We start from the raw sequence: 19898 nt of genomic DNA on the forward strand, positions 1-19898 counted from the left end.
AGGCTCAAGCTCTGCCTTTGGTGGGCTGAGCCTGCGGCTCCGCTCCGGGCGGGTGCCTCGTTCCTCGGCCCCCACCCTGCGCTACGCCTCCGGCTCAGCCCACGACCGTCTCGGTCCACCGTTCGATCCACTCGTCGCGGTGCTCGCTCACGTCCGCGGGGTCCACCTGGAACGGGGCCTCCGCCTGCGGCGCGAACTGCTGCCAGTCGGCGGGCAGCTCCACGGCCGGGTCGGCCGGGTACATGTACATCGACTCGGGCAGCGCGGCCTGCACGTCGTTCGTGAGCAGGAAGTCGACCAGCGCCTTGGCGCCCTCGGGGTTGTCGGACCCGGCGAGCACGCCCGCGTACTCGACCTGCCGGAAGCAGGTCTCCAGCAGCGCGCTCGTGGTCGACGCCGACCCGTCCTCCGTCACCGTGAACGCCGGCGACGTCGCGTACGACAGCGCGAGCGGACGCTCGCCGCCCTCGCCCGCACCCGAGAAGTCCACGTAGTAGGCGTCCTCCCAGGAGTCCGCGACCTTGACGCCGTTGTCCACGAGCGAAGTCCAGTAGTCCTCGAACCCGTCCTCGCCGAACGCCCCGATCGTCGCCAGCAGGAACGCGAGCCCCGGGGACGACGTCGCCGGGTTGGACACCACGAGCAGGTCCTTGTACTGCGGGTCGGCGAGGTCCTCCAGGGTCGTCGGCACCTCCAGGCCGGACTCCTCGAACCACGCCTCGTCGGCGTTGACGCAGACGTCGCCCTGGTCGACGGGCGTGAGCGCGCCGCCGAGCTGCTCAGCGCCCTCGGGCAGGTCGGCGGGGGTGTACTCCTCGACCACGCCGGCCTCCAGCGCCCGGGACGCGAAGGTGTTGTCGATGCCGAAGACGGCGTCGCCGAGCGGGGCGTCCTTGGTCAGCACGAGCTGGTTCACCAGGGTCCCGGCGTCGCCGGCGGCGCTGACCTCGACCGTGGTGCCGGACTCCTGCTCGAACTGGTCGATCAGCTTCTCGTCGAGCGCCCAGGAGTCGTGGGTCACCAGGGTGACGGTGTCGCCCGCGGCGGACGAGTCGTCGCCCGAGCCGGACCCGCCGGAGCACCCGGCGAGCAGCAGGGCCACGGACAGCGCGGCCGCAGCAGTAGGGATGGTGCCCCCGTGGGCACCGGAAAGACGCAACATCGTGCCTCCGACTTCCTCCGCCGGTGTCAACCGGATCAGGTTCAAGGGTCTGCGGTGATCCGCACTCTCAGCGCCGTCGGGGCGCTCCCCTGTCGTTTCCATGCAGCCTAGTCGGCCGTCGAGGACTACGGTGTGGAGATGGCCCAGATTGAGACGGAACAGACACTCGGCGAGAAGGTCGGCACCCTCGCTCTGACGATCGCGGCCGGCTGGGTCGCCCAGAAGGCTGTCAGCATGATCTGGAAGGGCGTGACCGGAAACGACGCGCCCAACAAGCCGGACGACCCGGAGCTGGACCTGCTGCAGGCGACCGTGTTCGCGGCCGTCGCGGCCGGAACCGCGGTGTTCGCCAAGCGGATCGCCGCAAAGGGTGCGCACCGTGCGGCCCTGCGGATCGCCGCGCGCCGCACCGCTGTCTGAGACGAGAACCTACCGGGCGGCCGTGCCGCCCGGTGCTCGTGCTGCCCTGTGCTCGTGCTGCCCGGTGACCGGACGTGACACCCTGGTGCCGTGAGCTTCACGCACCTCGATGACCGCGGCCAGGCCCGGATGGTCGACGTCACCGCCAAGCAGCCGACCATCCGCTCCGCGACGGCCTCCGGCCTGGTCCGGTGCGGCCCCGACGTCGTCCGGGCGCTGCGCGACGGCGCCGTCCCCAAGGGGGACGTGCTCGCCGTGGCGCGCATCGCGGGCATCGCAGGCGCCAAGAAGACGCCGGACCTCCTGCCGCTGGCGCACGTGATCGGCGTGCACGGCGCGGCGGTGGACCTCGAGGTGACCGACGACGGCGTCGCCGTCACCGCGACCGTCCGCACCGCCGACCGCACGGGCGTCGAGATGGAGGCGCTGACGGCCGTCGCGGTCGCCGGCCTCGCCGTCATCGACATGGTCAAGGGGCTCGACAAGTCCGTCTCGCTCGCGGACGTGCGCCTGGAGCGCAAGACCGGCGGCAAGTCGGGCGACTGGGTGCGTGCCGAGTGATCACGGTCCGCTACTTCGCGGGCGCCCGGGAGGCGGCAGGCCGCGCCACCGAACAGCTCGACGGCCCGACGTCGGTCGGCGCCCTCCGCGGTGCCCTCACCGCGGCCCACCCGGCCCTGGAAGCGGTGCTGCCGAAGTGCGCCCTGCTCGTCGCGGGCGCCCGCACGACGGCGGACGAGACGCCCGTCCCGGACGGCGTCACGGTCGACGTGCTCCCGCCCTTCGCGGGCGGCTGACCCGCAGGGCTGACCCGCGCGGCTGACGCGTCCGGCCGGGCCAGGCCGGCGCCGGGCTAAGCCGGCGCCGGGGCGGGGTGGTCGCCGCCGTCGAGCTGCGACCGGACGTGCGGCCAGAGGCCGAGCACGACGTCGAGTCCGTCCTTCACGCCCCCGGACGAGCCGGGCAGGTTCACCACGAGCGCGCGTGTCCCGTCGGCGCCGCGGGCCACGCCCACCAGCCCGCGCGAGAGCGCGGCGGTCGGGATCCCCGCGGCGGTGCCGCGCTGGCGAACGGCGTCGGCGACGCCCGGGACCTCGTAGTCCAGCACCTCGCGCGTGCCCTCGGGCGTCAGGTCCCGGGGCGTGATGCCCGTGCCGCCCGTGGTGAGCACCAGACGAGCGCCGGCGTCGAGCGCGGTCCGCAGCACGTCACGGACCGGCTCGACGCCGTCGGGTACCAGATGGGTGACCAGGTCGGTGAACCCCGCCTGCCGGAGGATCCGCGCCGCCGTGGGACCGGACCGGTCCTCGGCCTCGCCACGGGCACAGCGGTCGGAGACGGTGATCACCGCTACCTGGTCGGACGTCATGCCGACACGCTATCGGCCTCCGGCTTCTCGCTCACGGCGTCCTCCTCGGCCTTGGCCTTGCGGTGCGCCCGCACGGACCAGAAGACGGCGCCAGCCCACGCGAGCCAGATGAACACGTAGATCGGCGTCTTCACGGCGTCGGAGGCCGCGATCCAGTCGCTGTTGAGCAGCGTGCGCGAGTTGGTGAGCACGATGACGCCACCCACGAGCGAGCCCAGGATGCGCGGAGGCACCAGGCGAACCAGCCAGGCCGCGATCGGCGCCGCGATCAGACCACCGATGAGCAGGGCGAGCACCCAGGTGTAGTCGATGCCCTCGCCGGACAGGCCGACGAAGAAGCCGATGCTGGCGGCGACGGCCACCAGGAACTCGCTGGTGTCGATCGAGCCGATCACCTTGCGCGGCTCCAGGCGGCCGCTCGCGAGGATCGCGGGCGTGCCGACCGGGCCCCAGCCGCCGCCACCGGTGGCGTCGAAGAAGCCGGCCACGAGGCCGAGCGGGGCGAGGAACCGCTTGCGCAGCGGCTTGTCCGAGCGAGTGGGCAGGCCCTGCACCGTGAAGCGCAGCAGCACGTAGAGGCCGAGCACGAGCAGGATGATCGACATGACCGGTCCCGCGATCTCCGTCGACAGCGACGAGAGGAACGTGGCGCCGGCGAAGGCGCCGATGGCACCCGGGATGCCGATCTTGGCGACGACCTTCCAGTCGACGTTGCCGAAGCGCCAGTGGGAGGCGCCGGAGGCGAGGGTGGTGCCGATCTCGGCGAGGTGCACGGTGGCCGACGCGGCGGCCGGGTTGGTGCCGATGGCCAGCAGCAGCGTGGTGGAGGTGACGCCATAGGCCATGCCCAGACTTCCGTCCACCAGCTGGGCGCCGAGGCCTACGAGCGCCAGCAGGATCAGGGTTCTCATGGTCGTGACCTTCCAGGTCCGGGGGGATACGACGCGAGGCCATGCAAAATCAGGCCCGCGTCAAGGTAACCACCTAACCCGGTCGGAAACAACTATCATCTCAGAGGTCGGATAAGTACGCACGAGAAAGCGGGGTGAAAGCCCTTGGTCCGCTCGGAGTTAGGCCGCTCCCCGACCACACTGTGAAATCAGGAGTTGGACCAGGCCGACTCGCCTTCGGTCAGCTCGCGCACCTCGTCCGGCAGCGTCCCGCTCACGAGGTCGGCGAGGGAGACCGCCTCCAGCACCGCGCGCACGTTCGCGCGCAGCGCCACCCACACGTGCAGCAGGGGCGCGGCCACACCCTGGAACTCCAGGTCCGACGGACGGTTGCCCCGCACGAAGACGAGCGGCCCGTCCACGGCGCGCACCACGTCGGCGATGGTGATCGAGTCGGCGGGCCGCGCCAGGCGGTACCCGCCGCCGGCGCCGCGGTGGCTGGTGACGAGGCCGTCGCGACGCAGGTCGCTCAGGATGCCCTCGAGAAAGCGGTGCGGGATGTCCTGCGCCCGGGCCAGGGCCTCGGCGCGGACAGGTCCGTCGTGGTCGGCAGCCGCCAGCTCGGCGGCTGCCCGGACGGCGTAGTCGGCTCGTGCGGAGATCCTCATGGGTCCATTCTCTCCCGGGCGCCGTATGCGGACACCAAGATTCCGCAGATTCGGGTCATGTGCCTTTATCAAGTCGTGAAAGCGGTGCTACCGTCCCATCCGTGCCGCACATGAGGATTCGCGACGCTGCCGCCTATCTCGGCGTCAGCGACGACACGGTGCGTCGCTGGATCGACCGCGGGCTGCTCGGCGCCCGCACGGACGAGTCCGGGCGCAAGGTCGTCGACGGCTACGAGGTCGCGATGGTGGCACGGGACCACGCGTCCCCGCCGCGGCTACCGCCGGGGCTGCGCAGCTCGGCGCGCAACCGCTTCGTCGGCCTCGTCACCGAGATCCGGTCCGACGCCGTGATGTCGCAGGTGGAGCTGCAGTGCGGCCCGTTCCGGGTGGTGTCGCTGATGAGCAGCGAGGCCGTGCGCGACCTCGGGCTGGAGCCAGGGTCGGTGGCGGTGGCAGTGATCAAGTCGACGAACGTCGTGATCGAGACCGAGGACCAGAGGGGTTCCGCATGAACAGGAAGACAGGGCTGAGGACTCTCGTGCCGGCCGTGGCCGCAGGGCTGCTCGTGGCAGGCACGCTGACGGCGTGCGGAGGTTCGGCCGGGGCCGGGTCGGAGGCGACCGGGGACGGGGACGCCGCGCCGGAGACGCTCACCGTCTTCGCCGCCGCGTCGCTGACCAGCACGTTCGAGCAGATCGCCGAGGACTTCGAGGCGGCGCACGAGGGGGTCGAGGTGGAACTGTCGTTCGCCGGGTCCTCCGACCTGGTCGCCCAGATCCAGCAGGGCGCCCCGGCGGACGTGTTCGCCTCGGCCGACACGGCGAACATGGACAAGCTCGTCACGGACGACCTGCTCGCGGGCGCCCCGACCGACTTCGCGTCGAACACCCTGATGATCGCGGTCCCGCCGGGCAACCCGGCGGGCGTCGCCTCGCTCGCCGACCTGGCCGGCGACCTGAACCTGGTGGTCTGCGCGCCCGAGGTGCCGTGCGGGGCGGCGACCGAGCGCGTCGAGACGGCCGCCGACCTCAGCTTCTCCCCCGTGAGCGAGGAGCAGAGCGTCACCGACGTGCTGAACAAGGTGATCACCGGCGAGGCGGACGCGGGCCTGGTCTACGTCACCGACGTCCGCGGTGCGGGTGACGACGTCGAGGGCATCGAGTTCCCCGAGTCGCAGGACGCCGTCAACGTGTATCCCATCGCCTCCCTCGGCGAGAGCGAGCACCCCGAGCTCGCGCAGGAGTTCGTCGACGCCGTGCTCGGCGCGGACGGGCAGGCCGTGCTGGCCGACGCGGGCTTCGCGGCCCCGTGATCCCCCGCTGGGTCGCCGTCGTCGCGGCGGTGGGCGCACTCCTGGTGGTGCTCCCCCTCGCGGCGATGGCGGCCCGCGTGGACTGGGCCAACTTCTGGACCCTGATCACGAGCGAGTCGTCGGTCGCGGCCCTGCTCCTGAGCCTGCGGACCTCCACGGTGAGCACCCTGCTGTGCCTGGTGCTGGGCGTGCCGCTGGCGCTCGTGCTGGCGCGCGCCCGCTTCGTGGGGCGCGACCTGCTGCGGTCGCTGGTCCTGATCCCCCTGGTCCTGCCGCCCGTCGTCGGCGGCATCGCGCTGCTGTACACGTTCGGCCGGCGCGGGCTCCTCGGCGAGTCGCTCGAGGTGGCCGGCATCCAGATCGCCTTCTCCACCACCGCCGTCGTGCTGGCGCAGACCTTCGTGGCCCTGCCGTTCCTCGTGATCAGCCTGGAGGGCGCCGTCCGCACGGCCGGTACCCGGTACGACGTTGTCGCGGCGACGCTCGGCGCCCGGCCCACCACGGTCCTGTTCCGGGTGACCCTGCCGCTGGTCTGGCCGGGCCTGCTGTCCGGCACCGTCCTGTCCTTCGCCCGGTGCCTGGGCGAGTTCGGCGCGACCATCACGTTCGCGGGGAGCCTGCAGGGCGTCACGCGCACGCTGCCGCTGGAGATCTACCTGCAGCGCGAGACCGACCCCGACGCCGCCGTCGCGCTGTCGTTCGTGCTGGTCGCGGTGGCGGTGCTCGTGATCGGCCTGACGCGACGCAGCCGGAGCGCCCTGTGAGCCTCTCCCTCTCCGCGCACCTGCCCGAGCGCGACGTCCGGATCGACCTGGAGGTCGCCGACGGCGAGACGGTCGCCCTGCTCGGCCCGAACGGCGCCGGGAAGTCCACGCTGCTGGCCGTCGCGGCGGGCCTGCTGCGCCCGCGCGACGGCCGGGTGACCCTCGACGACCGCACGCTCACCCACGTCGAGGCGGGCAGGACCCGGACCTGGGTGCCGCCGCACGCCCGGCAGGTGGCCCTGCTCGCGCAGGACCCGCTGCTCTTCCCGCACCTCTCGGTGCGGCACAACATCGCGTTCGGCCCTCGCTCCCGCGGCGTCCCGCAGCGGACGGCGGCCGCGGAGGCGGACCGCTGGCTCGACCGGATCGGCCTGCCCGACCTCGGCGGGCGTCGCCCCGCGGCCGTCTCGGGCGGGCAGGCCCAGCGGGTCGCGGTCGCCCGCGCGCTCGCCGCGGAGCCGCGACTGCTGCTGCTCGACGAGCCCATGGCCGCGCTCGACGTCGACGTCACGCCCGCCCTGCGGCACCTGCTGCGCGAGGTCCTCGCCGAGCGGACCGTCGTCATCGCCACGCACGACGTGCTGGACGCGCTCCTGCTCGCCGACCGCGTCGTCGTGCTCGACGGCGGCCGCGTCGTCGAGCAGGGCCCGACGCGCGAGGTGCTGTCCCGGCCCAGGAGCGCCTTCGCGGCCAGGATCGCGGGCCTGAACATCGCGTCGGGCACCTGGTCCGCCGACGACGACGCCGTCCGCACCACCGCAGGCGACCTGGTCCACGGCCGCCTGCACGACGACGGCGGGGGCGCCGACCGCGTGGTGCCCACGACCGGGACCCCGATGGTCGCCGCGTTCCGGCCGTCGGCGGTCTCGGTGTTCCCCGCGCGCGCCACGGGCTCCCCGCGCAACTCGTGGCCGGTGACGGTCACGGCGCTCGAACCCCAGGGCGACCTCGTCCGGGTGCGGGCCGGCCGCCTGAGCGCGGACATCACGCCCCAGGCCGCCGCCGACCTCGCGATCACGCCGGGTGACCCGGTGTGGTTCACCGTCAAGGCGACCGAGGTCGACCTGTACCCGGCGTGATCCTCGTGGCGGCGGCGGGCCGGGCCCACCGTCAGGCCAGGATCTGCCCCACGTGCCGGGCCGACGCCGCGAACGAGCCCGTGAGCGGGAGCTCCGGCAGGATCACGGCCTGTGCCGCGTGGTAGACGTCGGGCTTGCCGACCCAGGTGACCCCGGACGGGCGGTTCTCGGTGTCGAGCTCGTGGTGCCACGAGCCGTGCTCGGTGTCGACCAGGTTCTCGCGGATCCAGGCCCACCACTCGCGCTCGAGCTCGACGTAGCGGAGGTCCCCGGTGGCACGGGCCAGCACGTTGGCCGTGGCCACGCCCTCGGCGGCGACCCAGTGGAACCGGCGGGGTTCGACCGGCGTGCCGGACCAGTCCGTCGTGTAGACGAAGCCACCGCCGTCGGTGTCCCAGCCGTCGGCGACAGCGCTGTCGAAGAGCGCGGCGGCAGCCGCGGTCCGCTGACCTGGCGTACCCGCCTCGGCGTCGATCTGCAGCAGCAGCCGGGCCCACTCCAGCCCGTGGCCGGGCGTGGCGCCGTACGGCTTGAACTGGTCGCGCGGGCGGTCCGCGTTGTACTCGAGCTGCGGCTCCCAGCTCGCGTCGAAGTGCTCGGGAATCCGCCACTCGTTGGCTTCGGCCCATGCCACGACCTGGTCGCCGATCGCCGAGGCGCGCTCCAGCCACTTCGGGTCCCCGGTCGCGGCGTGTGCGGCGAGCAGTGCCTCGACGGAGTGCATGTTCGCGTTCACGCCCCGGTAGTCCGACGTCGACGACCAGTCGCGCGACCGCTCGTCGAGGTGCAGGTTCCGCTCCGGCTCCCAGAAACGCGCGTCGAGCACGTCGAGCGCCTCCGTGAGCAGCTCGGCCGCGCCGGCGATCCCGGCCACCTTGCCGGTCGAGCTCGCGAGCACCACGAACGCGTGCGCGTAAGCCTCCTTGGTCCCCACCAGCTCGTCGCCCTCACCCCGGGCGGCCAGCCAGCCGCCGAACTCCGCGTCGGCCAGCACCTCGCGGAGCCCCGTGATCGCGCGCTCGGCGTACTCCCCGGCTCCGCTCACCCCGAGCAGGTGCCCGACGGCGAAGGTGTGCGCCATCCGCGCCGTGATCCAGGTCTCCACCGGGTGCGAGGTGTCCGGGTGGCCCTCGTCGTCGAGCCACTGGGCGGCGCCGTCGGTACGAATCGAGGCCTCGGCGAAACGCAGCAGCGACACGAAATGTTCGCGACGCCATGCCGCGTCGGCGCTGCTTGCGGGCTGGGTGCTGGTGGAGCCCGCGGCAGTGCGGGTGGTGTCTGCGTTCACACCGCCACGATAGCCGCGGGCGCTGTGCGGCCGGCAACTTGCCTGAGGGCCGGACGGGGTACGTCGCGGCCGCGAACCCGGCGGGGCGGCGCAGGGCTTTCGGGCATGCAGGGTCTTCAGGCGTGCAGAGCGTTCTTGGGTATGCAGAAGGGGGTGGGGTGTCTCCGACCATTTCTGGTCGGGCACCCCACCCCCTGCTGGGAATGGTTGTCCGGCGGCGTCCTACTCTCCCACCCCGTCACCAGGGCAGTACCATCGGCGCTGTAGGGCTAAGCTTCCGGGTTCGGAATGGGACCGGGCGTTTCCCCCACGCTATGACCACCGTAACTCTATCGAGAACCAGGCAACCCCTGCCTCAAGCCACCCGCCGGCGATGAAGCCAGTAGTGGTTGAGGGGGTTGGTGCCCGTGACTCGGGAACCGCATAGTGGACGCGACACGCAATGAACTTAATTTTTAGCTCGTGTGAGTGTGGTGATGAAGTTATCGGCAGGTTAGTACCGGTCAGCTCCACAGGTCTTCAGTCCCTGCTTCCACATCCGGCCTATCAACCCAGTGGTCTGCTGGGTGCCTCTCACACACAAGGTGTATGGAAACCTCATCTCGAAGCAGGCTTCCCGCTTAGATGCTTTCAGCGGTTATCCCTTCCGAACGTAGCCAACCAGCCATGCTCCTGGCGGAACAACTGGCACACCAGAGGTTCGTCCGTCCCGGTCCTCTCGTACTAGGGACAGCCCTTCTCAAGTTTCCTGCGCGCGCAGCGGATAGGGACCGAACTGTCTCACGACGTTCTAAACCCAGCTCGCGTACCGCTTTAATGGGCGAACAGCCCAACCCTTGGGACCTACTCCAGCCCCAGGATGCGACGAGCCGACATCGAGGTGCCAAACCATGCCGTCGATATGGACTCTTGGGCAAGATCAGCCTGTTATCCCCGGGGTACCTTTTATCCGTTGAGCGACGGCGCTTCCACAAGCCACCGCCGGATCACTAGTTCCGACTTTCGTCCCTGCTCGACCTGTCGGTCTCACAGTCAAGCTCCCTTGTGCACTTGCACTCGACACCTGATTACCAACCAGGCTGAGGGAACCTTTGAGCGCCTCCGTTACATTTTAGGAGGCAACCGCCCCAGTTAAACTACCCACCAGGCACTGTCCCTGATCCGGATTACGGACCGAGGTTAGACATCCGAAGCGATCAGAGTGGTATTTCAACAATGACTCCACCCGACCTGGCGGCCGAGCTTCACAGTCTCCCACCTATCCTACACAAACCGCACCGAACACCAATACCAAGCTATAGTAAAGGTCCCGGGGTCTTTCCGTCCTGCTGCGCGTAACGAGCATCTTTACTCGTAGTGCAATTTCGCCGAGTTCGCGGTTGAGACAGCGGAGAAGTCGTTACGCCATTCGTGCAGGTCGGAACTTACCCGACAAGGAATTTCGCTACCTTAGGATGGTTATAGTTACCACCGCCGTTTACTGGGGCTTAAATTCTGGGCTTCGCCGAAGCTAACCCGTCCTCTTAACCTTCCAGCACCGGGCAGGCGTCAGTCCGTATACATCGTCTTGCGACTTCGCACGGACCTGTGTTTTTAGTAAACAGTCGCTTCTCCCTGGTCTCTGCGGCCCTCCCCGCGTCCCCCAGCAAGTGGGTTAACGGTTCAGGCCCCCCTTCTCCCGAAGTTACGGGGGCATTTTGCCGAGTTCCTTAACCACGATTCTCTCGATCGCCTTAGTATTCTCTACCTGACCACCTGAGTCGGTTTAGGGTACGGGCGGCTAGTCCCTCGCGTCGAGGCTTTTCTAGGCAGCATAGGATCACCAGATTCCCGCATACACGGTCACTATCAGCTCTCACCCTCATATGACACCCGGATTTGCCTAGGTGTCGGGCTACAACCTTGGACGTGGACAACCATCGCCACGCCTGGCTACCTTCCTGCGTCACCCCTGTTAACACGCTTACCTACTACCGGATCAGGTCCCACGCCTCCCCCACGATGCCCTCCGAAGAGGACGGTGTGGGCTCGGGATGGTTAGTATCACCGGGCTCGGTATGGGCGGTACTTCGCCGGTAGGAGAATATCAACTCCTTGTCCATCGACTACGCCTGTCGGCCTCGCCTTAGGTCCCGACTTACCCAGGGCGGATGAACCTGGCCCTGGAACCCTTGGTCATTCGGCGGACGGGATTCACACCCGTCATTCGCTACTCATGCCTGCATTCTCACTCGTGTAGGCTCCACCGCTAGGTCACCCTGCGACTTCACTGCCCACACGACGCTCCCCTACCCACCCACACACCTGAACACACACCACAAGGGCGCATGCTGGGCTTGCGATCAAACGCAATGTGAGTGCCACGGCTTCGGCGGTGTGCTTGAGCCCCGCTACATTGTCGGCGCGGAATCACTTGACCAGTGAGCTATTACGCACTCTTTCAAGGGTGGCTGCTTCTAAGCCAACCTCCTGGTTGTCTGTGCAACTCCACATCCTTTCCCACTGAGCACACGCTTAGGGGCCTTAGCCGGTGATCTGGGCTGTTTCCCTCTCGACCACGGAGCTTATCCCCCGCAGTCTCACTGCCGCGCTTGCACTTACCGGCATTCGGAGTTTGGCTGACGTCAGTAACCTGGTGAGGCCCATTAGCCATCCAGTAGCTCTACCTCCGGCAAGAAACACGCGACGCTGCACCTAAATGCATTTCGGGGAGAACCAGCTATCACGAAGTTTGATTGGCCTTTCACCCCTAACCACAGGTCATCCCCCAGGTTTTCAACCCTGGTGGGTTCGGTCCTCCACGCCGTCTTACCGGCGCTTCAACCTGCCCATGGCTAGATCACTTCGCTTCGGGTCTAGACCCGGCGACTATGGACGCCCTATTCGGACTCGCTTTCGCTACGGATACCCCACACGGGTTAACCTCGCCACCGAGCACTAACTCGCAGGCTCATTCTTCAAAAGGCACGCCGTCACCCCTACCAAGGAGGCTCCGACGGATTGTAGGCACACGGTTTCAGGTACTATTTCACTCCCCTCCCGGGGTACTTTTCACCTTTCCCTCACGGTACTTGTCCGCTATCGGTCACTAGGTAGTATTTAGGCTTAGCAAGTGGTCTTGCCAGATTCACACGAGATTTCACGGGCCCCGTGCTACTTGGGATCCCCTCCACCAGGCCGCACCATTTCGTCTACGGGACTCCCACCCACTACGGTCCGGTATTCAACCCGGTTCGACTATGACACGACTTTCTTACTGGCCGGAAAACTGTCAGATTCTCCCGGAAGGTCCCACAACCCCGCACACGCAACGCCTGACAGCTTGACACGCATACGGTTTGGCCTCATCCGCTTTCGCTCGCCACTACTCACGGAATATCTCTTCCTGTCGGTACTGAGATGTTTCACTTCCCGACGTTCCCTCCACACGCCCTATACATTCAGGCGCGGGTAACCGAACATGACTTCGGCTGGGTTCCCCCATTCGGAGACCCTCGGATCACAGCTCGTCTGCCAACTCCCCGAGGATTATCGCAGGCTACAACGTCCTTCTTCGGCTCCTAGTGCCAAGGCATCCACCAATGTGCCCTTAAAAACTTCAGCAAACCTACAATCACAGAAACCAAGACCACATGCTCCCGATCATCAGCCACACCCAACGAGGCAAAACCCCGCAGGCCGGCGATCATCGCGGAGCAGTCTTGGAAAAATTCAAAGATGCTCGCGTCCACTATGCAGTTCTCAAGCAACGGACGAACCCACCAGAGCAATCCGCAACCACCAACACCGGCTAGCCGGCTGGTCTGGTATGCCACTCAGTGACCCGTGTCCTCCAGAAACACTCAACCCCCCACCCACTCGCTCTCGAAGGAGACAGTGTGTGAGGCGGCCGGTTGCCTCAGGACCCAACAGTGTGCTTGGCAAGCCCCCATGACCCGTACCACCACGTTCCAACCCCGAAGGGCGTACTAGCAGCGGCCACCAGTCAGGTGACTCTTCGTCAATGTTCCACCCATGAGCAACCACCCCAGACGCGTACGGCCTGGGCATGGCCTCTGCCACCAGCACCACCACCCACAAGGGGCGGCAAGGCGTCCCCGGTGTCCGGGGCCTGGTGGAGATGAGCTCCTTAGAAAGGAGGTGATCCAGCCGCACCTTCCGGTACGGCTACCTTGTTACGACTTAGTCCCAATCGCCAGTCCCACCTTCGACCACTCCCTCCCACAAGGGGTTGGGCCGTGAGCTTCGGGTGTTACCAACTTTCGTGACTTGACGGGCGGTGTGTACAAGGCCCGGGAACGTATTCACCGCAGCGTTGCTGATCTGCGATTACTAGCGACTCCGACTTCACGGGGTCGAGTTGCAGACCCCGATCCGAACTGAGACCGGCTTTTTGGGATTCGCTCCACCTCACGGTATCGCAGCCCTCTGTACCGGCCATTGTAGCATGCGTGAAGCCCAAGACATAAGGGGCATGATGATTTGACGTCATCCCCACCTTCCTCCGAGTTGACCCCGGCAGTCTCCCATGAGTCCCCGGCATAACCCGCTGGCAACATAGGATAAGGGTTGCGCTCGTTGCGGGACTTAACCCAACATCTCACGACACGAGCTGACGACAACCATGCACCACCTGTGTACGAGTGTCCAAAGAGAACCCCATCTCTGGGGCTTTCTCGTACATGTCAAGCCTTGGTAAGGTTCTTCGCGTTGCATCGAATTAATCCGCATGCTCCGCCGCTTGTGCGGGCCCCCGTCAATTCCTTTGAGTTTTAGCCTTGCGGCCGTACTCCCCAGGCGGGGCACTTAATGCGTTAGCTGCGGCACAGAACGAGTGGAACCCGCCCCACACCTAGTGCCCAACGTTTACGGCATGGACTACCAGGGTATCTAATCCTGTTCGCTCCCCATGCTTTCGCTCCTCAGCGTCAGTAACTGCCCAGAGACCTGCCTTCGCCATCGGTGTTCCTCCTGATATCTGCGCATTCCACCGCTACACCAGGAATTCCAGTCTCCCCTACAGCACTCTAGTCTGCCCGTACCCGATGCAAGCCCATGGTTGAGCCATGGGATTTCACACCAGACGCGACAGACCGCCTACGAGCTCTTTACGCCCAATAATTCCGGACAACGCTTGCGCCCTACGTATTACCGCGGCTGCTGGCACGTAGTTAGCCGGCGCTTCTTCTGCAGGTACCGTCACTCTCGCTTCTTCCCTGCTGAAAGAGGTTTACAACCCGAAGGCCGTCATCCCTCACGTGGCGTCGCTGCATCAGGCTTTCGCCCATTGTGCAATATTCCCCACTGCTGCCTCCCGTAGGAGTCTGGGCCGTGTCTCAGTCCCAGTGTGGCCGGTCGCCCTCTCAGGCCGGCTACCCGTCGACGCCTTGGTAGGCCATTACCCCACCAACAAGCTGATAGGCCGCGAGCCCATCCCCCACCGAAAAACTTTCCAACACCCACCATGCGGTAAGTGCTCGTATCCGGTATTAGACCTCGTTTCCAAGGCTTATCCCGAAGTGGAGGGCAGGTTGCTCACGTGTTACTCACCCGTTCGCCACTGATCCACCCAGCAAGCTGGGCTTCACCGTTCGACTTGCATGTGTTAAGCACGCCACCAGCGTTCGTCCTGAGCCAGGATCAAACTCTCCGTAAAAGAGAAACATCCACACCCACCAGGTGGGTGCGAACAATGATACTGGCCAGACCAAAACCAAACTGGTTTCAATCCGATCCAAAAAACGACCCCCACCATCCCCGCCCATCACCGAATGGTGATGCGACCTGAAACGCTGAGAGTCAAATGATTGGCATTGACTATCAAGCACACTGTTGAGTTCTCAAACAACCGACGCACACCGTCAGAGTCACGATTCCTACTGTTTCGCTTCCCTGTCCGGGGCAGTGACTTAAACTTACCAGGCCCTTTCGGACTTTTCCAAATCCCCGCCGGCCGCAGTGGCCGAGAGAATTCTTCGAGCAACCGAAGGAATTCTGATCCCATTTTTCGCCGACCATTCAAAGTCAGAAACCTTGATGATCTGCAGAGGAAGGGAACCATCCGAAGTGGACCGCAGTGCGAACCGCGTCATCCTCGTTCGGAGGCAACCTCTGTAACTTACCCTACCACGCTCCCCGGCGCAAGCATCCTGGTCAGAAACGATCAGAACCGAAGCAACGGGGCGCCTGTCCGGCAAGCCCCACCCAGATCCGAAGCGCACGAAGCCACCTACAAGATCTGGAGTGGTTTCCGCCCCGGGACCGGCCAGTCACGCCCTAAGCGCTTCCTGTCCGTGTCTCCCTGTCGGGCGAACAACGAGAACATTACGTCAGCCTGCAGGACCCGTCAAAGCCACGGCGAGTGACGGCCGACACAGAAGCGCTGTTCACCGGGTGTTTTTCCAAGAGGGCATCAGGTCCGCACGCGCCGGAGCCATGTCAGACAGGCTCAGCGGCCCCCGTCCGGGGCTCGTAGCCCGGGCGTAGACCAAGAACCCTCCCGGTCAGCCATGTCTACGTAATCTTTGGTTCAGATTTCGCCATCCACCCACGGGAGGATGCGGGGCGCCCGGCGCGGCCGAGCCGCGCCGCGGGAATCCGCGGGCGCCGGCCCCTAGCCCAGGCGGAGCCCGAGCAGTTCCTCGAGCTCCCCGTGCGTGATCCCGTACGTCTCGACGACCCGTGCGTCCCCGCCGCCCGGCACTCCGGGCCCGACGTCGATCACCGCGACGTCGCTGTAGATCCGGGACACGCAGCCCACCCCGGTGAGCGGCAGTGTGCACTCGGGCACCAGCTTGGGCCGGCCGTCCTTGGTCAGGAGCGTCATCATGACGACGCTGCGCCGCGCGCCCACCGCCAGGTCCATCGCCCCGCCCACCGCGGGCACCGCTCCGGGTCGGCCGGTGGACCAGTTGGCCAGGTCCCCCGCCGTCGACACCTGGAACGCCCCCAGCACGCAGACGTCGATGTGACCGCCGCGCATCATGGCGAACGAGTCGGCCTGGTGGAAGTACGACGCACCGGGCAGCTCGGTCACCGGGATCTTGCCCGCGTTGATGAGCTCGGGGTCGGCGTCGGCCGGCTCGGGCGACGGGCCCATCCCGAGCAGCCCGTTCTCCGTGTGCAGCGTGATGCCCGAGTCACCGGGCAGGTGGTCGGCCACGAGCGTCGGCAGACCTATGCCCAGGTTCACGTAGGAGCCCGGCTCGATGTCGGCGGCAACGCGCGCCGCGAGCTCCGCCTTGGACAGGGGGGACCCGCTCCGCGGCCCGGACGGGATCGTCTCGGCGCTCATGCGTCCGCACCCCGGGCTCCGGACGGCGCTCCGGCCAACGTGGTCACGCTGTCGAGCGCCACGACGGCGTCGACATATATACCGGGGGTGACCACGGTCTCGGGATCGATCGACCCGGTCGGCACGACCTCACTTACCTGCGCCACCGTCCGGCGCGCCGCCGTGGCCATCACGGGGCCGAAGTTCCGGGCAGTCCTGCGATAGACGAGGTTGCCGGCGCCGTCGGCCCGGAAGGCCTTGACCAGGGCGACGTCGGCGCGCAGCGGCGACTCCAGGACCATCGGGACGCCGTCGACCACGCGGGTCTCCTTGCCCTCGGCGAGGGGTGTGCCGAAGCCGGTCGGTGTGAAGAAGCCGCCCAGGCCGGCCCCGGCGGCACGGATGCGCTCGGCCAGGTTGCCCTGCGGCACCAGCTCGAGCTCGATCTCGCCCGCGCGGTACGCGGCGTCGAAGTGCCACGAGTCCACCTGACGGGGGAACGAGCACACGATCTTCCGTACGCGGCGTTCGAGGATCAGCCGGGCGAGCGCGTCCTCGCCGTTGCCCGCGTTGTTGGAGACGACGACGAGGTCGCCGGCGCCCTGCTCCAGGAGCGCCTCGATCAGTTCGACGGGCTGACCCGCCGGACCGAAGCCGCCGATCATCACCGTGGCGCCGTCGGCGATGTCGCCCACCGCCTCCCGCGCGGTCCGCGCGACCTGGACGCTCATGCGGCAGCCCGCACGTTCTCCAGGACGACGGCCACACCCTGACCGACGCCGATGCAGATCGCGGCCACCCCCCAGCGCTGCCGCTCGGCGACCAGCCGGCGGGCGAGCGTGCCGAGGATGCGCGTGCCCGAGGCGCCGAGCGGGTGCCCGAGCGCCGTCGCGCCGCCCCACGCATTCACGATCTCCGGGTCGACGTCCCACGCGTCGACACAGACGAGCGACTGCGCCGCGAACGCCTCGTTGAGCTCGACGGCGCCGACGTCGGACCAGCCGATGCCGCTCTTCGCCAGCGCGCGCTCGACGGCCTCGACCGGTGCGTAGCCGAAGTACTGCGGCTCGTTCGCGACCGACGCGCGGCCCGCGATCCGGGCGAGGGGCTCCAGGCCGGTGAAGTCCGCCGCGGACTCCGACCCGATCAGCGCGGCGCTGGCGCCGTCCGTCAGCGGGGAGGCGTTGCCCGCGGTGATGGTGCCGCCGTCCGTCCGGAACGAGGGCTTCAGCGCGGCCAGCTTGTCCAGCGTGCCGTCGGGGCGCACGGGCTCGTCGCGGAACAGGTCGGCGTCCGGGTACGCGGTGACCAGGTCGTCGTAGCGGCCGGCCTCCCACGCTTCGTGGGCGAGCCGGTGGCTGCGCAGCGCGAACTCGTCCTGGCGTTCGCGCGTGACGCCGTACTTCTCGCGCAACCGCTCGGTCGCCTCGCCGAGGGAGACCGTCCAGTCCGGCCGCATCCGCTTGTTCACCAGGCGCCAGCCCAGGGTGGTGGAGACCAGCTCGGCGCCACCCGCGGGGTAGGCGCGCTCGGGCTTGGGCAGCACCCACGGCGCACGGCTCATGGACTCGACGCCGCCCGCGACGACGACGTCGGCGTCGCCGGTCTCCACCGCCCGGGCCGCCTGCACGACGGCGTCCAGCGACGACCCGCACAACCGGTTCACCGTCACCCCCGGGACGGAGAGCGGCAGGCCGGCCAGCAGCACCGCCATCCGGGCCACGTTCCGGTTCTCCTCGCCGGCGCCGTTCGCGTTGCCGAGGATCACGTCGTCGACCCGGGCCGGGTCCAGCGCGGGCGCTCGACGCACCTGCTCACCGACGACGAAGGCCGCCAGGTCGTCCGGCCGCACCCCGGCGAGCGCGCCGCCGTAGCGTCCGAACGGTGTTCGCACGGCGTCGTAGACGAATGCCTGTCCCATCGATCCACACCTCTGCCCGTTCGCAGTGCGCACACAAGTTCCGTATGCGTACGCTCACGGTAACAGCCGGGCTCAGGCGCGGGTACGGGCCAGGTCCGCCTCGATGTCGCCGGCCGCGCGCAGCAGCGCAGGGAGGAACTCGGCCACCAGGTCGTCGACCGCCCCGCGGCGCACCGGAGCGGAGACGTTGACCGCGCCCACGACGCGACCCGTCCGGTCGCGCAGGGGTGCCGCGAGGGAACGGAGGCCCTCCTCCAGCTCCTGGTCGACGAGCGCCCAGCCCTGGCCCTGCACCCGGACCAGCTCCGCACGGAGCAGGTCGCGGTCGACGATGGTGTGCGGGGTGAGCGGCTCCAGGGCCACGGCGCCCAGGAAGTCGTCGCGGTCCCCGTGGGGCAGGTGGGCCAGGACGGCGCGGCCCATCGAGGTGGCCCACGCCGGGAACCGCGTGCCCACCTGGATCGCCGCCGACATGATCCGGTGCGTCGCGACCCGGGCCACGTAGACGATCTCGGCGCCGTCGAGCACCGCGACGGACGACGACTCGCCGACGTCCTCGGCGAGCCGCTCCAGGTGGGGCTGCGCCACCTCCGGCAGCGAGAGGCTGGACAGGTAGGCATACCCGAGCTCGAGCACCTGGGGACGCAGCGCGAACACGCGTCCGTCAGTCACGACGTAGCCGAGCTCGACCAGGGTGTGCAGGAAGCGTCGGGCCGACGCGCGGCTCAGCCCGGCCTCGCGCGCGACCTCGCTCAGGGCCATCCGGGCCCGGTCCGGGCCGAACGCCCGGATCACCGCCAGCCCTCGCTCCAGGGACTGCACGAACTCACCCGACCGGGTGCCGGCGTCCTGCACGGTCTCGCTCATCGGGGTTCCCTTCGTGCCGTCAGCGCGTCCCTGTCGCATCCTGGCGGAGCATCCGGTCGACCGCACCAGCACCAGCACCCACCCCAGCGACCGCAAGCCGCACCTTTGGCAGCACGCCCGCCCGGGCCTTCCCTGGTCCGACGACGGAGCGCTCCGTTGAGCCCCGGCGCCCGCGGCCCTGGTCGTTCTCCGAACGGGTGTGCCGCGAGTGAAGGTAGCGACGTGCCGGAGGCCGGGTCAATGGTTCGGTGGCACCGGTCTCAACCGTGACCGGATCGCGATGTGCTCCGGCACGCGACGAACGCCGGAAACGACGAGGCCCCGGTCAGCGTTTCCGCTGACCGGGGCCTCGTTCCTGCTGTGCGCCCGAAGGGATTCGAACCCCCAACCTTCTGATCCGTAGTCAGATGCTCTATCCGTTGAGCTACGGGCGCCTGCCGTACAACCTGTTGTCCGTCTGCCGTTCACACGGCCGACCGACGAGAACATTACCGCCTGTTCGGCGCGGGCCCAAACTCAAATCCGCGCTTCCCGGAGAGAACTCCGTCACAGCCCTGCCGAAGGTTCGATCCCGCGCTGAACCCGTGTGCCGAAGCCTCTCACAGAAAAGGCCCCGGGCGTCACGCGCGGCCGGGACCTTCCTGGCGGAGACGGAGGGATTTGAACCCTCGAACGGGTTGCCCCGTTACCACCTTAGCAGGGTGGCGCACTAGACCTGACTATGCGACGTCTCCTCGCGACAGGCTCTACCCAGGCAGGGCGATGCCGCGCGGCCCAGGCTACCTGGCCCAGGGCGAACTGAGCAAAGCGGGGCCTCCGGACCGCTCGCCAGCCCCGTCTTTCCGCCGTTTTTCCGCCCTCACCAGGGACGGTCGTGGAGCCGGC

Annotated in this window: 16 protein-coding genes, 2 tRNA genes, 3 rRNA genes and 1 riboswitch; of the genes, 7 read left to right on the forward strand and 14 right to left on the reverse strand. The window is 68.0% G+C overall.

The genetic code is table 11. The features are described 5' to 3' along the window. Nucleotides 1-94: 94 nt before the first annotated feature. Nucleotides 95-1162, reverse strand: a complete 1068-nt coding sequence (locus tag FHX71_RS22810) for a thiamine ABC transporter substrate-binding protein (protein ID WP_182619681.1) — start codon at nucleotides 1160-1162, stop codon at nucleotides 95-97. Then, nucleotides 1158-1263: riboswitch (TPP riboswitch) on the reverse strand. Its footprint overlaps the gene before it by 5 nt. 37 nt (nucleotides 1264-1300) lie before the next feature. Here FHX71_RS22810 and FHX71_RS22815 point away from each other — a divergent pair. The 3 genes from FHX71_RS22815 (at nucleotide 1301) to FHX71_RS22825 (ending at nucleotide 2379) form a co-directional block, all read left to right on the forward strand. Continuing rightward, on the forward strand, nucleotides 1301-1582 hold the full coding sequence (locus tag FHX71_RS22815) for a DUF4235 domain-containing protein (protein WP_182620061.1): 282 nt from the start codon (nucleotides 1301-1303) through the stop codon (nucleotides 1580-1582). A 90-nt stretch (nucleotides 1583-1672) separates the two neighbouring features. Then, the gene (moaC, locus tag FHX71_RS22820) at nucleotides 1673-2143 is read left to right on the forward strand and encodes a cyclic pyranopterin monophosphate synthase MoaC (protein ID WP_182619682.1); all 471 of its coding nucleotides are present in this window, start codon (nucleotides 1673-1675) and stop codon (nucleotides 2141-2143) included. Further along, nucleotides 2140-2379, forward strand: a complete 240-nt coding sequence (locus FHX71_RS22825; RefSeq protein ID WP_182619683.1) for a MoaD/ThiS family protein — start codon at nucleotides 2140-2142, stop codon at nucleotides 2377-2379. Before moaC ends, FHX71_RS22825 begins: the two co-directional genes overlap by 4 nt. 56 nt (nucleotides 2380-2435) lie before the next feature. Here FHX71_RS22825 and FHX71_RS22830 read toward each other — a convergent pair whose 3' ends face one another. From FHX71_RS22830 to FHX71_RS22840, 3 genes are all read right to left on the reverse strand, one after another. Beyond that, nucleotides 2436-2951: a MogA/MoaB family molybdenum cofactor biosynthesis protein gene (locus FHX71_RS22830; protein WP_182619684.1), complete on the reverse strand. Its 516-nt coding sequence runs from the start codon at nucleotides 2949-2951 to the stop codon at nucleotides 2436-2438. Continuing rightward, on the reverse strand, nucleotides 2948-3862 hold the full coding sequence (locus tag FHX71_RS22835) for a sulfite exporter TauE/SafE family protein (protein WP_182619685.1): 915 nt from the start codon (nucleotides 3860-3862) through the stop codon (nucleotides 2948-2950). The genes FHX71_RS22830 and FHX71_RS22835 overlap by 4 nt, the downstream gene beginning before the upstream one ends. Nucleotides 3863-4050: 188 nt before the next feature. Then, entirely contained in the window at nucleotides 4051-4509 is a 459-nt protein-coding gene (locus FHX71_RS22840) for an RrF2 family transcriptional regulator (RefSeq protein ID WP_182619686.1), read from the reverse strand. Nucleotides 4510-4610: 101 nt separating this feature from the next. Between FHX71_RS22840 and FHX71_RS22845 the strand changes: the two genes are divergently transcribed. The 4 genes from FHX71_RS22845 to FHX71_RS22860 are packed head-to-tail and all read left to right on the forward strand — an operon-like array spanning nucleotide 4611 to nucleotide 7664. Next, nucleotides 4611-5021: a TOBE domain-containing protein gene (locus FHX71_RS22845; RefSeq protein WP_182619687.1), complete on the forward strand. Its 411-nt coding sequence runs from the start codon at nucleotides 4611-4613 to the stop codon at nucleotides 5019-5021. After that, nucleotides 5018-5821 (forward strand): molybdate ABC transporter substrate-binding protein, encoded by an 804-nt coding sequence (gene modA / locus FHX71_RS22850; protein WP_182619688.1) that lies wholly within the window; start codon nucleotides 5018-5020, stop codon nucleotides 5819-5821. Before FHX71_RS22845 ends, modA begins: the two co-directional genes overlap by 4 nt. Further along, the gene (locus tag FHX71_RS22855) at nucleotides 5818-6585 is read left to right on the forward strand and encodes an ABC transporter permease (RefSeq protein WP_182619689.1); all 768 of its coding nucleotides are present in this window, start codon (nucleotides 5818-5820) and stop codon (nucleotides 6583-6585) included. Before modA ends, FHX71_RS22855 begins: the two co-directional genes overlap by 4 nt. Continuing rightward, nucleotides 6582-7664 (forward strand): sulfate/molybdate ABC transporter ATP-binding protein, encoded by a 1083-nt coding sequence (locus tag FHX71_RS22860; protein WP_182619690.1) that lies wholly within the window; start codon nucleotides 6582-6584, stop codon nucleotides 7662-7664. Before FHX71_RS22855 ends, FHX71_RS22860 begins: the two co-directional genes overlap by 4 nt. 31 nt (nucleotides 7665-7695) lie before the next feature. Here the strand turns inward: FHX71_RS22860 and FHX71_RS22865 are convergent, their stop codons facing one another. The 10 genes from FHX71_RS22865 to FHX71_RS22910 form a co-directional block, all read right to left on the reverse strand. Continuing rightward, nucleotides 7696-8952, reverse strand: a complete 1257-nt coding sequence (locus FHX71_RS22865; RefSeq protein ID WP_182619691.1) for an AGE family epimerase/isomerase — start codon at nucleotides 8950-8952, stop codon at nucleotides 7696-7698. 209 nt (nucleotides 8953-9161) lie between these two features. After that, a 5S ribosomal RNA gene (rrf, locus tag FHX71_RS22870) occupies nucleotides 9162-9278 on the reverse strand. A gap of 147 nt (nucleotides 9279-9425) precedes the next feature. Then, a 23S ribosomal RNA gene (locus FHX71_RS22875) occupies nucleotides 9426-12555 on the reverse strand. Between the two features lie 530 nt (nucleotides 12556-13085). Then, nucleotides 13086-14608 (reverse strand): 16S ribosomal RNA (locus tag FHX71_RS22880). The 16S, 23S and 5S rRNA genes sit together here, the layout of an rRNA operon. Before the next feature lie 957 nt (nucleotides 14609-15565). Beyond that, a complete protein-coding gene (locus FHX71_RS22885; protein ID WP_182619692.1) occupies nucleotides 15566-16246 on the reverse strand; it encodes a 3-oxoacid CoA-transferase subunit B in 681 nt (226 codons plus the stop codon). Then, a complete protein-coding gene (locus tag FHX71_RS22890) occupies nucleotides 16243-16956 on the reverse strand; it encodes a 3-oxoacid CoA-transferase subunit A (protein WP_182619693.1) in 714 nt (237 codons plus the stop codon). Before FHX71_RS22890 ends, FHX71_RS22885 begins: the two co-directional genes overlap by 4 nt. Then, the gene (locus FHX71_RS22895; RefSeq protein WP_182619694.1) at nucleotides 16953-18146 is read right to left on the reverse strand and encodes a thiolase family protein; all 1194 of its coding nucleotides are present in this window, start codon (nucleotides 18144-18146) and stop codon (nucleotides 16953-16955) included. Before FHX71_RS22895 ends, FHX71_RS22890 begins: the two co-directional genes overlap by 4 nt. Before the next feature lie 72 nt (nucleotides 18147-18218). After that, the gene (locus FHX71_RS22900) at nucleotides 18219-19013 is read right to left on the reverse strand and encodes an IclR family transcriptional regulator domain-containing protein (RefSeq protein WP_182619695.1); all 795 of its coding nucleotides are present in this window, start codon (nucleotides 19011-19013) and stop codon (nucleotides 18219-18221) included. Between the two features lie 361 nt (nucleotides 19014-19374). Then, nucleotides 19375-19447 (reverse strand) — tRNA-Arg (locus FHX71_RS22905). Between the two features lie 208 nt (nucleotides 19448-19655). Beyond that, nucleotides 19656-19747, reverse strand: a tRNA-Ser gene (locus FHX71_RS22910). Nucleotides 19748-19898 lie beyond the last annotated feature (151 nt).

This window comes from Promicromonospora sukumoe, from assembly GCF_014137995.1.
GTDB classification, from domain to species: Bacteria; Actinomycetota; Actinomycetes; order Actinomycetales; family Cellulomonadaceae; genus Promicromonospora; species Promicromonospora sukumoe.

Coding starts and splice junctions, on each gene's coding strand:
- FHX71_RS22810 (WP_182619681.1), bottom strand. CDS start 1,162: ATGTTGCGTCTTTCCGGTGCCCACGGGGGCACCATCCCTACTGCTGCG.
- modA (WP_182619688.1), top strand. CDS start 5,018: ATGAACAGGAAGACAGGGCTGAGGACTCTCGTGCCGGCCGTGGCCGCA.
- FHX71_RS22895 (WP_182619694.1), bottom strand. CDS start 18,146: ATGGGACAGGCATTCGTCTACGACGCCGTGCGAACACCGTTCGGACGC.
- FHX71_RS22835 (WP_182619685.1), bottom strand. CDS start 3,862: ATGAGAACCCTGATCCTGCTGGCGCTCGTAGGCCTCGGCGCCCAGCTG.
- FHX71_RS22890 (WP_182619693.1), bottom strand. CDS start 16,956: ATGAGCGTCCAGGTCGCGCGGACCGCGCGGGAGGCGGTGGGCGACATC.
- FHX71_RS22900 (WP_182619695.1), bottom strand. CDS start 19,013: ATGAGCGAGACCGTGCAGGACGCCGGCACCCGGTCGGGTGAGTTCGTG.
- FHX71_RS22840 (WP_182619686.1), bottom strand. CDS start 4,509: ATGAGGATCTCCGCACGAGCCGACTACGCCGTCCGGGCAGCCGCCGAG.
- FHX71_RS22885 (WP_182619692.1), bottom strand. CDS start 16,246: ATGAGCGCCGAGACGATCCCGTCCGGGCCGCGGAGCGGGTCCCCCCTG.
- FHX71_RS22815 (WP_182620061.1), top strand. CDS start 1,301: ATGGCCCAGATTGAGACGGAACAGACACTCGGCGAGAAGGTCGGCACC.
- FHX71_RS22830 (WP_182619684.1), bottom strand. CDS start 2,951: ATGACGTCCGACCAGGTAGCGGTGATCACCGTCTCCGACCGCTGTGCC.